The sequence below is a fragment of the Actinocorallia lasiicapitis genome (assembly GCF_054778695.1).
Map to the genome: position 1 here is coordinate 1 of NZ_BAAGZI010000018.1, position 12,757 is coordinate 12,757.

Below are 12,757 nucleotides of genomic sequence, written 5' to 3' on the forward strand. Positions count from 1 at the left end.
GGCGCCGCCCGTCGCGGCGGAGACGGCCCTGCCCGAGTCGGCTCCGCCGTCGGCCGAGCCGCGGCCGAGGGCGGCCCCTTCGGTCACCCCGCAGGCCACGGGCCTGGCCGACGAGGCGTTCAGCGCCGATCCGAAGGCGGTGTCGTCGGCGAAGCCCGCCGAGGTCGCCGAAGGCTACGACGGCTGCGACCACAACTACGGGACGGTCAGCCAGTGCGTGCCCTGGCGTTTCCCCGACGGGATCGGCCGGGTGCCCGACAAATGCGAATGGCTGCGGCTGAACGGCTTCCGCGATCTGCCCGTAGTAGGCAAGGATCGTCAGGGTCTCGACGCCGACGGCGACAAGATCGCGTGCAACTCGTGAGAAGAGCTCTGAGGAGTGCCATGAGGTTCCAGCGCCCCCGCGCCCGTGCCGTCCTGTTCGGTTCCGCGCTCGCGGCGGCCGCCGTGCTGCTCGGCGCCGCTCCGGTCGCGGCCGCGGTGAACCTCGCCCCCAACCCGCATCTGGAGACCCTCGCCGGCAAGCTGCCGAAATGCTGGACGGGCTGGACGTCCGGCGGGAACTCCGGCGGCGCGAAGCTGGTCAAGGGACGGTCCGGCAAACGGGCCGTCCGGATCACGATCACCCAGCGGACGGCGGGGGAGCGGGCCCTCATCCAGACCCCGCGGTGCGCGATCAAGGCCAGGCCGGGGCAGGGGTTCCGGTTGTCGGTCTTCTTCAAGTCGACCGCTCCGGTCCGGTTCTCGCTGTTCAAGAAGAACGCGAAGGGCGTCTGGTCGCGCTGGACCCAGTCGCCGCAGCGGCCCGCGAGCGGCAGGGTCGCGCGGGCCGAGTTCACCACGCCCCCCGTGCCGGCGGGCACCGTGGCCGTGCGGTGGGGGCTCGCGATCGCCGCGAAGGGCTCCGTCACCACCGACGACTACACGATGACGGCGTTCAAACCGCCCAGAGCGGTCTGCACCGACGCCGTCGGCTGCAAGCGCGGCAAGTGGGCGGTGCGCTCGTTCGGCGGCAACGGCGTGCGCGCGATGCACAGCGTCCTGCTGCACAACGGCAAGGTGCTGCTGATCGCCGGGTCGGGCAACGACCGGCAGAGCTTCGACGCGGGCCGCTTCACCAGCCGCGTCTACGACCCGGTGAAGAACACCTACACCGACGTCAAGACCCCCTACGACATGTTCTGCGCCGGGCACGTCCAGCTGCCCAACGGCAAGGTGCTGGTGCTGAGCGGCAGCGAGAAGTACGGCGAGTACACCGCGCAGGGGCAGGAGGTGATCGGGTTCACCGGTTCCAAGAAGTCCTACCTGTTCAACCCGGCCACCAACGCCTACGAGAAGCTCAACGACCTGAACGACGGCCACTGGTACCCCTCGGCGACGATCCTGGGCAACGGCGACGTGTTCGCCGTCGGCGGCAGCGCCGACGATCTCGCGAACGGCAACTCCTACATCTCGCGCGTCACCGAGCGGTACTCCTACGCCGAGAACCGGTGGCTGAAGCAGGACGAGGTCCGCCAGAGCGGCTACCACTGGCAGATGTACCCGTCGCTGATCCTCATGCAGAACGGCAAGCTGTTCTACTCGGGCAGCTTCGTGTTCGGTTCGGGGCCCGTCGCCGATCTGGGCCAGCCCGCGACCCCGCAGGGCACCCTGCTCGCCGGGATCTACGACGACGGCGGCAACAAGAAGGCGCCGACCTACACCGGGATCCGCGGGCTGCGCGACCCGGTCGCCCGCGACCAGTCGGCGAGCGTCCTGCTGCCGCCCGCGCAGGACCAGCGGGTCATGGTGATCGGCGGGGCGAGCAGCTCGCAGGGCACGCCGGGCCACAAGCACACCGACATCGTCGATCTGAACGCCGCCAAGCCCGCCTACCGGCCGGGCCCCGACCTGCCGCAGGGCAAGCTGTACGTGTCGGCCGTGCTGCTGCCCGACGGCACCGTCTTCGAGACGGGCGGCTCCCGCAACATCCGCTCCAACCACGTTTTCGAGGCGTCGATCTTCAATCCGTCGGTGCCGCGTGCCCAGGAGCGGTGGTCGTCGATGGCGGCCGACCCGGTGGCGCGCAGCTACCACAACACGGCCGTCCTGCTCCCCGACGGCCGGGTGCTCGCCCAGGGCTCCAACCCGGGCGACAACAGCTTCGAGACCAGGATCTCGATCTTCTCGCCGCCCTATCTGTTCAAGGGCGCACGGCCGAAGATCGGCAAGCTGCGCAAGCAGTGGGCCTACGGTTCACGCCAGACCTTCGCCGTGTCGCAGGAGATCACCCACGCCTCGCTGATCCGCCCGGTCGCCGTCACCCACTCCTCCGACCCCAACCAGCGGTCGGTGGCGCTGCCCATCGTCGGCCGCAAGGGCGGCACCTACGCCGTCAAGCTGACGGCCAACCCGAACATCGCCCCGCCCGGCTGGTACATGCTGTTCGCGACCAACGCCCGCGGCGTCCCGTCGATCGCCCAGTGGGTGCACGTCGGCTAGGGATTGTCGGCTAGCGGCGGCGACGCCAGAGGAGGACTCCGGCGGCGGCGGTGAGGGCGGCGATCGGCAGGGCCCACCAGGCCGAGGTGCCCTTGGCCGAGGTGGGGGCGGGGGGAGTGCTGGCCGTGGGGGACGGCGCCGGGGCGGAGCCCTCGTCGAGGGCGAAGTTCGTGATCGCGAGCCCCTGACCGCCCTCGGTGATCTCGAATCCGGCCTGGACCTTGCAGAGGTTCGCCTCGGGGGTCTGGAAACCGCGGTCGGCGGCGTCGCGGGCGAACGGCACCAGCTCGAGGCCGTCGACGCTCGTGGTCTCCGCGCGCAGATCGTAGATCAGGCCGGTCTGGCCGGTCGGCCCGGTGAACTTGTAGAGGTCGTAGACCCGGCCGCCGACCGTGACACCGTCGGCGATCTTCCACTCGGGGGACGGGTCGATCCCCGGGCTGGAGAACCAGATCATGATCTCCAGCGCGCCGCCGTTGGCCACGATGTAGGGGCTGGTGGAGGTGCAGGCGGCGGGGTCGGGGTGGTACCAGAGGTCGTAGGAGGCGTTGTAGGCGCCCGCGGCCCCGGTGAACGCCCAGGACGTGCGGATCGGGGCGTCCATGCCGCGCGGGAGGCGCCGGTCGGCCAGGGCCGTGCCGATGTTGGGGTAGGCGCCCGGCGGGAAGCCGTTGGCGAGGTTGCCCCGGTTCAGGGTGCTGCCGGTGACGGTGAAGCCCGGCGCCTTGCCGAACCGGACGCACAGGCTGCCGTGGGAGTTCCACCGGTTGGCCTGGACGGCGTACCCGCCGTCGACGAAGCCGGGCTCGGCGGTGTCGCAGCGCTCCTCGTCGGCGTACGCCGCGACGGGCGGGAGCAGCAGCCCGGCCAGCACCGATCCGGTGATCATTCCCACGAGCCGCTGCACGTCCCCCATACAAGCACACGTTCGCGGTGTAGCTTTCGCCACAGCCGTTCGGTAACACCCGTGAAATCTGCTACCTTCGAACCATGCTGCGTGGGCTGCTCCTTCTTAGCGGCCGCGACGAGGCCACGGGTTCGATCTAGAACCAGGCCGGCTTCCTCGTCGCGGGTGCTTCGGCTGCGCCGGTCGCGATGAGTGAACTCTCCGACGAAAGCAGCGGGAAAGAAACCATGAACGAGCAGAAGCCTTCCGGTATGCCCTTCCAGCGGTACCAGCCCTTCGCGCCGGTCAAGCTGACCGATCGCACCTGGCCCGACAGAGTGATCACCGAGGCGCCGCGCTGGTGCGCCGTGGACCTGCGTGACGGCAACCAGGCGCTGATCGACCCGATGGACACCCAGCGCAAGCTGAAGATGTTCCAGCTGCTGGTCGACATGGGCTACAAGGAGATCGAGGTCGGCTTCCCCGCCGCCTCGCAGACCGACTTCGACTTCGTACGGACGATCATCCAAGAGGGCCTGATCCCCGATGACGTCGTGATCCAGGTCCTGACCCAGGCCCGCGCCGAGCTGATCGAGCGGACCTTCGAATCGCTGGCCGGCGCCAAGCAGGCGATCGTCCACCTGTACAACTCGACCTCCACGCTGCAGCGGCGGGTCGTGTTCGAGAAGGACCGCGACGGCATCACCGCGATCGCCGTCGAGGGCGCGAAGCTCTGCAAGAAGCTGGCCGCCGAGTACGAGGCGCAGGGCACCCGGATCTTCTTCGAGTACTCGCCGGAGTCCTACACGGGCACCGAACTGGAGTACGCGGTCGAGATCTGCGACGCCGTCAACGACGTCTGGCAGCCGACCCCCGACTGGAAGGTGATCATCAACCTGCCGGCGACGGTCGAGATGGCCACCCCGAACGTCTACGCCGACTCCATCGAGTGGATGCACCGGAACCTGAAGTACCGGGACTCCCTGGTGCTGTCGCTGCACCCGCACAACGACCGCGGTACCGCGGTCGCCGCCGCCGAGCTGGGCTACATGGCCGGCGCGGACCGGATCGAGGGCTGCCTGTTCGGCAACGGCGAGCGCACCGGCAACGTCTGCCTGGTGACGCTGGGCCTGAACCTGTTCACCCAGGGCGTCGACCCGCAGATCGACTTCTCCGACATCGACGAGATCCGCCGCACCGTCGAGTACTGCAACCAGCTGCCGGTGCACGAGCGGCACCCCTACGGCGGCGACCTGGTCTACACGGCGTTCTCCGGCTCCCACCAGGACGCGATCAACAAGGGCTTCAAGCACCTGGCCGCCGACGCGGCCGACGCGGGCGTCCCGGTCGACGCCTTCACCTGGGCCGTCCCGTACCTGCCGATCGACCCCAAGGACGTCGGCCGCAGCTACGAGGCCGTCATCCGGGTCAACAGCCAGTCCGGCAAGGGCGGCGTCGCCTACCTGATGAAGACCGAGCACAGCCTGGAACTGCCGCGCAAGCTGCAGATCGAGTTCTCGCGCGTGGTGCAGGAGCACACCGACGCCGAGGGCGGCGAGGTCACTGCCGAGGCCATGTTCCGGATCTTCGAGGCGGAGTACCTGTCCGGCGGGCCCAAGATCGGGCTGCTGGCGCACCGCACCTCCTCGCGGGTGGACGAGAAGGACCTGCTCAACTGCGACGTCCGGATCGACGGCGAGATCCGTGAGATCGAGGGCATCGGCAACGGCCCCATCTCGGCGTTCGTCGACGCCCTGACCCCCGTCGGCATCGACGTCAAGGTCATGGACTACGCGGAGCACGCGATGAGCGGCGGCGGCGACGCCAAGGCCGCGGCCTACGTCGAATGCCAGGTCGGTGACCGCGTCCTGTGGGGCGCCGGTGTCGACGCCAACATCGTGACCGCCTCACTCAAGGCCATCCTGAGCGCCGTGAACCGCGCCGCCCGCGCCTGAGGCTTGTTCCGGCGGACGGCGCGCGGGTGATCCTCGCGCGGCCCTCTTCCAGCGACTCTGCGAACCCCAGCCTGATGATCTTGGGCTGGGGTTCTTCGCGTTCGAACAAATCTGGTTAGCTGGGCGTCGAATATCGGACGGTTCGTTAACGAAGACCGGTTGTGTCCCATCCCCCTGGAGGTTCTGTGCAGCTCCGTCATATCGCCATCGCGGCCATGCTCCCGCTCGCCCTCGTCACCGGGTGCTCCTCGGGTGGCGGCGCGAAGGCCGAGCAGACCGCGGCGCAGGAGCCGCAAGGCGGCGGGGGCGGGGCGGCGCTCGCGCCGGGCCGTGAGTACCTCGGGATCTACACCGAGGGGAAGACCAAGAACGATCCGGCCGCGCAGGCGAAGGTCTTCAAGAAGAACGTCGGCCGCGCGCCCAACATCGTCAAGCACTTCGTCGCGTGGGGCAACCCGTACCCCGCGGCCTGGGCCAAGGCCGCTTACAAGGGCGGCGCGCTGCCGCAGCTCGAGCTGGAGAACCACGGCGTCAGCATGGCGTCGATCGCGGCCGGCGAGCAGGACGAGTACCTGGTCAAGCTCGCCGGGGAGATCAAGGCCAGCGGGGTGCCGGTCATGATCAGCCCGTTCCACGAGTTCAACGGCTGGTGGTACTCCTGGGCCACCTGCAACGGCAAGCCGGCCTCGCCGTCCTGCCAGGGCGAGAACAAGAAGAACTCGCCGAAGCTGTTCGTGAAGGCGTGGCGCCACATGCACGACGTCCTCAAGGAGAACGGCGCGACCAAGGCCAAGTGGATGTGGTCGCCGAACGTCGTCTACCCGATGCCCAAGGTCAAGCTGAAGCCGTTCTACCCCGGCAACGGCTATGTGGACTGGGTCGGCGTGATCGGCTACTACAAGGGCCAGAAGAACGCGACCTTCAAGGGCTCCTTCGAGCCGACGATCAAGCAGATCCGCACCTTCACCAAGAAGCCGATCCTGATCGCCGAGACCGGCTCCGCCTTCGGCCCGAAGCGCGCCGCCGACCTGAAGGACCTCCTGACGACCGTCGCCAAGCGCAAGGACATCATCGGCCTCATCTACTTCAACATGAACAAGCCCGGCGAAGCCGACTACCGCCTCGAACGCACCAAGTCCTCCCTGAAGCTCTTCCGCTCCCTGGTCACCAAATACCCCTTCGGTATCAAGTAGGGGGCGTTCGTAACATTCCGGAAAGCAGGGATGGTGAAAGCTCGCCATTCCTGCTGGTGACGGCGGAAAGGGCCGGATCTAATTCGCGTTATCTGGGGCCGATAAGGGGTATCGGCCTGTTCTCGTCGGTCGTTATGAAATCGTCGGCATTTATCCCGGATCCTCGGTGTCCGCGTCACTTAACGTTCGGTGCGGGCAACCGGGTGTTGACGGGGTGGGGACTCGCTCTGCGGAGCGGTGGCGTGCCTTCGGGCATCCCGGTGGGCCGAGCCACCGGTTTCCTCCTAGATCGGGCGATGACGAGTGCCGGGTCCCGAACCCCTGTCCAACGACGACCCCCGGGCGATCGGCCCCTACCGGCTGGTCTCCCGGTTGGGCTCCGGCGGCCAGGGCACGGTGCTGCTCGGGTTGCTCCCCGGGGGCGAGCAGGTCGCGATCAAGCTGCTGCACGAGGGGTTCGACGACGAGCGGACACGGCTCCGCTTCCTGCGCGAGGTCGACTCCGCGCGCCGGGTCGCGGGGTTCTGCACGGCGGCGGTCCTCGGTACGGGCACCCACGAGGGCCGCCCTTACATCGTCAGCGAGTTCATCCCCGGCCCGTCCCTGCGCGATCTGATCACCGGTGAAGGGCCTCGTTCGGCCTCGCAGCTGGAGCGGCTGGCCGTCGGGACGATCACCGCACTGGCAGCGATCCACCAGGCCGGGATCGTCCATCGCGACCTGAAGCCCGGCAATGTGATCATCGGCCCGGACGGGCCCCGTGTGGTCGATTTCGGCATCGCCCGGGCCATGGACGACGTCACCCACACGCGCAGCGGGGTCTTCGGCACACCCGCGTTCATGTCGCCCGAGCAGTTCACCAGCCCGCGCGTCGGCCCGGCCTCCGACGTCTTCTCCTGGGCCACGACCCTGTACTTCGCCGCCACCGGACGGCTCCCGTTCGACGCGCCCACTCCGCCGATGGTCATGAACAAGGTGATCAACACCGAGCCCGACCTGAGGATGGTGCCTCCCCGCTTCGCCGACCTGCTGGCACGCTGCTTCGACAAGATCCCCGAGCGCCGTCCGCCGGCGACCGAGCTGCTGCTGTCGCTGCTCGGCAACCGGATGGAGACGATCGAACGGGACTGGGCCGACCCCGCGCCCCCCGACGTGCTCCGGGTCGGCGCGCAGGTCGCCGCCGAGGACACGACGGGCCGCACCCTGCGGCTGTTCAGCCGCAGGCGGGTGCTGGCCGGCGGTGGCCTGGTCGCCGTGGGCGCGGCAGGAGCGGTCGCGGCCGGGATCGTGCTGAAGTCCAGAGGCGGTGGCGGGCTGAAGGACGGCGCCCTGCTGAAGGGCCACACGACCGGGGTCACCGCGCTGGAGTTCGCCGATACCGGCGACCGGACCCTGCTGCTGTCCGGGGCCTCCGACCGGACCGTCCGGGTGTGGGATCCGATCACGGCCAAGGCGCAGGGCGCTCCGCTGCGGGGCCATACCGGCTGGGTCGGCGCAGTGCGTTTCTTCCCCAACGAGGGCGAGCCGTTCGCGGTCTCGGCGGGCGAGGACAGGACCCTCCGGATCTGGAACCTGAACTCCCACACCGAGGAGGCCGTGCTGACCGGGCACGGTTCCTGGGTGGGCGCGCTGGCGATCGACGGGGTCGGCGGCGTGCCGGTCGTGGTGTCCACCGGCGGCGACATGACCGTCCGGGTCTGGGACCTCGTCGGCCGCAAGCCGCTCGGCAGCGTCATGCGCGGCCATGAGAACGTGGTCGGCGCGCTGGCCATGGGCAGCCTGAGCGACCGCCAAGTGATCATGTCGGGTGACGCCAACGGCAAGATCAGGCTCTGGGACCTGGAGACCCATCGGCCGGTCGGCGAGCCTCTGGAGGGACACATCGGCCAGGTGCAGGCGCTCGCCTACACCGTGATCGGCGGCCGGCCCACCGCACTCAGCGTCGGGGACGACACGCTGCTGCACGTCTGGGACCTGGTGGACCGGCGGCACACCGCTTACAAGGGCCACACCGACAAGGTGCACGGGCTCGTCGCCGCCGAGGTCGACGGCGTCAAGGCCGCAGTGACGGTCGGCAACGACATGACCCTGCGGGTGTGGAACCTCGCCGACGGCACCGATCTGCGGCCGCCCAGAACCGTCTCGCAGAAGATCGCCTGGGTCGTCGCGACGGGACGGGTCGAGGGCGAGGACGTCATCGCGACCGGCGGCCACGACACCTACATCCGGCTGTGGAAGGGGTGACGATGACGCAGGTCGCCGGGCGTCAGACCGGCCCGCTCGAGCACGCCGGCAGGCCGTTGCCCGATCCGCCGGACGAGGACGAGAAGTACGGCTACCTGCGGCGGCGGCTGGGCGTGCTGATCCCGTTCGGGGCGCTGAGCTTCGGCGGGCTCGCCGTCACCCAGTGGCGTTTCGTCCAGGCCGATCCGCTGCTGTGGCTGTTCGCCCCGCTGCTCGCGGCGGGAGCGGCCGGGTTCGTCGTCTCGCTCGTGCTCGACCTGTTCACCCGCGACTTCGATCTGAAGGCCCACCGGGCGCTCGCCGTGGGCGGGGGTGCGGGCACGCCGACCGTCGACATCTTCCTGCCGGTCTGCGGTGAGCCGCTGCCGATGCTCCGCAACACCTGGATCCATGTCCGTGCGCTGGTCGAGGCCTATCCGGGGCAGGCGATTCCGTTCGTCCTCGACGACTCCGGCAGCCGTGCGGTCGAGGAGCTCGCCCTGGAGTTCGGATTCAGGTACGGCTCGCGCCCCGATCGGGGCCGCCACCGCAAGGCGGGCAATCTGCGGTTCGGCTTCGCGCACTCCCACGGCGAGTTCGTCCTGCTGCTCGACGCGGACTTCGCGCCCCGCCCCGACTTCCTGGCCGAGACCCTGCCCTGGCTGCTCGCCGAGCCGCGCACCGCGATCGTCCAGACCCCGCAGTTCTTCCGGGCCGAAGGACACCAGAACTGGCTGGAGCGCGGGGCGGGCGCCGTCCAGGAGATCTTCTACCGGTCGGTCCAGGTCTCACGACAGCGCGGCGGCGGCAGCGTCTGCTGCGGTAGCTGCGCCGTCTACCGCAGGACGGCGCTCGCCGAGATCGGCGGATGCAGCCTGGCCGAACACTCCGAGGACATGCACACCGGCCTTGATCTGCGACTGCGGGGCTGGGACCTGCGCTACATCCCGCTGGTGCTGTCGGCGGGCGTGTGCCCCGACTCCACCCACGCCTTCCTCGGCCAGCAGTTCCGCTGGTCGCTGGCCTCCTTCGAACTGGTCGGGGGAGCACGGTTCTGGCGGTCGCGGATGTCGTGGCGGATGCGCCTTTCCTATCTGGCCGGGGCGTTGTACTACCTGCACACCGCGCTCCTTCCGGTGTGGGCGCCGTTGATCCCGCTGGCGATCCTGCTCTACCTGCCGCAGACGCTCACCGCGTCCGGCGCGTTCTGGCTGCTGCCCAGCCTGGTGTTCGGCGGGGTCGTGCTGCCGCTGTGGCACCGATGCCCGTTCCGGCTGGAGGCGTTCGCGGTCCGGCTCCTGTGCTGCTGGGCCCATGTGTTCGCGCTGGCCGCGTTCGTCAGCGGGCGGCGGTTGCGCTGGCGGCCCTCGGGCGTGGACGGCAACGTCTCCCGGATGCGCCGGGTCGTCTGGCGAGCCGCGGCGGGCTGGAGCGTCTCGACGGCCGTGGCCTTCCTCGCCGCCGCGCTGTGGCGTTTCAGCACGATGGACCGCGCCGCCTCAGCCGTCCTGCTCGGTCTCGCCCTGTTCGACGTGCTGGTGAGCGGGCGGATGGTTCTGCAGCCGAGGAGGCCCGCGGAATGAGGCGCGGAACAAGGAAGGCGAGCGCGGCCCTGGCCGCCGGTCTGCTGGTCCAGGGCTGCGCGCTCGCGCCCCGCCCGGCACCGCCGCCGCGCAGGCCGCAGGCCGGGCCGCCCGCCCAGTTCATGCCGTACGACATGCGCGGCTACTACCGGCCCAGCACCGATCACCTCGGTGTGACGTTCGGTGGAGCGCCCCGTTCCACCGCCGACGTGAACGCCTTCTCGGTGAAACTGGCGGGGTTCGCCGGCGACGTCGGCCACCATCCCTCCATCGTGAAGATGTTCCTGGGCTGGGGGGAGCCGTTCCCCGTCGAAGCCGTCACCGCGGTCCGGAAGGCCGGTGCGCTGCCGTTCCTGGCGTGGGAGCCGGACAAGAGCTCGCTCGCCGAGATCGCCGACGGCGCCGCCGATGGCTACGCCGCCTCGGTGGCCGGGCAGCTCCGTGATCTGAACGCCCCGGTCCTGCTCAGCTTCGCCCACGAGATGAACGGGACCTGGTATCCCTGGGGCAACCGCAAACCCAGCGAGTTCGTCCGGGCGTGGCGGCGGCTGCACCAGGTCTTCCTCGACCAGGGCGCGGTCAGCGTCCTGTGGATCTGGTCGCCGAACATCATCAACGCCACCCGCTGGCTCCGGATCCGGCCCTACTATCCGGGCGACGCCCACGTCGACTGGATCGGCCTCAACGGCTTCTATCGCCGGCAGAGCGGGCGGACCTTCCGGAAGGTGTTCGAGCCGACCCTCAGGGAACTGCGGAAGTTCACCGGCAAACCGGTGCTCCTCGCCGAGACCGCGGTGGACAAGGGCCCGGGCAAGCCGAAAGCGATCACCGATCTGCTGCACCACGTCGCCACCGATCCGCGGATCATCGGGCTGGTCTGGTTCAACCTCGACAAGGAGAGCGACTGGCGGGTGGAGAGCTCCCCGCAGGCGCTGGAGGCCTTCCGGCGCGGAGTCGCGGAGTTCACCGGATGACCCGCAGGGAAGGAGTCTTCCGGCTGCTGCTCGGTGGGATCCTCGTGCTCCAGGCCGTGCTGTCGCTGCGGTTGCGCAACACGGCCTTCCAGGACGAGGCCCTGTATCTGACGGCGGGGCGGTTGCTCGACCACAACATCGGCCATGGCCTGACGCCCGACCAGTACGGCTACACGGCCTACTTCTCCGGGTCGCCCTACCTCTATCCGCTGGGCATCCACCAGGTGGACGCGCTCGGCGGGCTCGCCGCGGCGCGCGCCGTCAGCCTGGTCTGCGTCCTCGCGGCGACCGTCCTGGTCTGCGGGACGGCCAGGAGCCTGTGGTCGCAGAAGGCCGGACTCTGCGCGGCCGCCGCCTTCGCCGTCCCCCAGTCGACCCAGGTGCTGGGCAACTTCGCCACCTATGACGCCTTCATCGTGCTGTTCCTCGCCGTTCTCGCCAGGCTCGCGGCCGCGTCGGCGGCCCGGCCCTGGCTGCTCGCCCCCGCGGTGCCGGTGGCGGGGCTGATGGTCGCGTTCAAGTACGCTTCGGCGCTGTACCTGCCCACGGTGGTCGCGATGGCGGTGCTCGTCGCGCGAACGTCGTGGCCTCGGGCGCTGGCGCGCGGCGCGGTCTTCGGTCTCGCGCTCTGCGCCGTCGTGGCCGGGGTGCTGTTCGGGCTGGACGCCCTCCGTGCCCTGCAGTCCACGACGACCGGACGGGGCGACGGCGGTGTGCCCGCCTCCACCCTGCTCGCCGCTTCGGGGCGGTGGCTCGGCCCGACGATCGTGGCCGCCGCGCTCGGGGTGGCGGCCGCCCTGACCGGCGACCGTGCGGCGGTGCCGTCCAGGGTCAGGAACGTCCTGCTCTGCGTGGTCCTGTTCGCGACGCTGCTGCTGGCCCCCGCCTACCATCTGCACCTGCACACCGACGTCTCGCTGTTCAAGCACGTCGGGTTCGGGCTCGTGTTCGCGGCGCCGCTCGCGGGGCTGGCGCTGGCCAGGCTCACCGGAGCGCATCTGCGGTTTCCGCTGCCCGCCATCGCGGTCGGCGTCGGCCTGCTCTGGGCCGGCACCCACGAGGCCGAGAAGCAGTACGCCTCCTGGGTGAACAGCTCACTGCTCAACCAGGAACTTGACCGGGTGGTCCCGGCCGGAGGGAAGGTCCTCACGGAGATCGCCGAGACCCCCGCCTACTACCTGTACGAGCGGACCCCGCCGACCAGCGTCACGAGCTTCTACTACCTGCTCTACCGGGACACGACCGGCCCCGAGGCCTACCGGATGGCCGTGGCGGACGCGTACTTCGACGTGATCGTCCTGGACCGTCAGGCCAGCCACGAGATCTCCGGCCCGCTGCAGACCCAGCTCCGCGACGCGCCCCGGTACCGGTTGGCGGCCAAGCTGCCCTTCCGGACGTCGCGCGGGGCCGGCGACTACGAGGTGTGGATCCGGCTGCCCGGCTGACACGGTCCGGGTGGGGC

At 69.9% G+C, this 12,757-nt stretch carries 9 protein-coding genes; 8 read left to right on the plus strand and 1 reads right to left on the minus strand.

Going from position 1 to position 12,757, the window contains the following annotated elements; translation table 11 throughout:
- Together ACYVE7_RS04085 and ACYVE7_RS04090 are read left to right on the plus strand one after the other, a co-directional pair.
- Positions 1-364 (plus strand): hypothetical protein (locus ACYVE7_RS04085; protein WP_460363166.1); only part of this gene is annotated, 364 nt, incomplete at its 5' end.
- Between the two features lie 20 nt (positions 365-384).
- Entirely contained in the window at positions 385-2,481 is a 2,097-nt protein-coding gene (locus ACYVE7_RS04090; protein ID WP_460363167.1) for a galactose oxidase-like domain-containing protein, read from the plus strand.
- Positions 2,482-2,491: 10 nt separating this feature from the next.
- Here the strand turns inward: ACYVE7_RS04090 and ACYVE7_RS04095 are convergent, their stop codons facing one another.
- Positions 2,492-3,388, minus strand: a complete 897-nt coding sequence (locus ACYVE7_RS04095; protein ID WP_460363168.1) for a GH12 family glycosyl hydrolase domain-containing protein — start codon at positions 3,386-3,388, stop codon at positions 2,492-2,494.
- A 227-nt stretch (positions 3,389-3,615) separates the two neighbouring features.
- On the opposite strand from ACYVE7_RS04095, the gene leuA reads away from it, so the two are divergent.
- The 6 genes from leuA to ACYVE7_RS04125 all read left to right on the plus strand — a co-directional run bounded on the left by leuA (position 3,616) and on the right by ACYVE7_RS04125 (position 12,740).
- Positions 3,616-5,322 (plus strand): 2-isopropylmalate synthase, encoded by a 1,707-nt coding sequence (gene leuA, locus ACYVE7_RS04100; protein WP_460363169.1) that lies wholly within the window; start codon positions 3,616-3,618, stop codon positions 5,320-5,322.
- A gap of 185 nt (positions 5,323-5,507) precedes the next feature.
- Positions 5,508-6,515, plus strand: a complete 1,008-nt coding sequence (locus ACYVE7_RS04105) for a glycoside hydrolase family 26 protein (protein ID WP_460363170.1) — start codon at positions 5,508-5,510, stop codon at positions 6,513-6,515.
- A gap of 303 nt (positions 6,516-6,818) precedes the next feature.
- Positions 6,819-8,759, plus strand: coding sequence for a serine/threonine-protein kinase (locus tag ACYVE7_RS04110; RefSeq protein WP_460363171.1), 1,941 nt, complete (start codon positions 6,819-6,821; stop codon positions 8,757-8,759).
- 2 nt (positions 8,760-8,761) lie between these two features.
- Positions 8,762-10,321 (plus strand): glycosyltransferase family 2 protein, encoded by a 1,560-nt coding sequence (locus ACYVE7_RS04115; RefSeq protein WP_460363172.1) that lies wholly within the window; start codon positions 8,762-8,764, stop codon positions 10,319-10,321.
- Positions 10,318-11,295: a glycoside hydrolase family 26 protein gene (locus ACYVE7_RS04120; RefSeq protein ID WP_460363173.1), complete on the plus strand. Its 978-nt coding sequence runs from the start codon at positions 10,318-10,320 to the stop codon at positions 11,293-11,295. The genes ACYVE7_RS04115 and ACYVE7_RS04120 overlap by 4 nt, the downstream gene beginning before the upstream one ends.
- Positions 11,292-12,740, plus strand: a complete 1,449-nt coding sequence (locus ACYVE7_RS04125; protein ID WP_460363174.1) for a hypothetical protein — start codon at positions 11,292-11,294, stop codon at positions 12,738-12,740. The genes ACYVE7_RS04120 and ACYVE7_RS04125 overlap by 4 nt, the downstream gene beginning before the upstream one ends.
- The last annotated feature ends 17 nt before the right edge of the window (positions 12,741-12,757 follow it).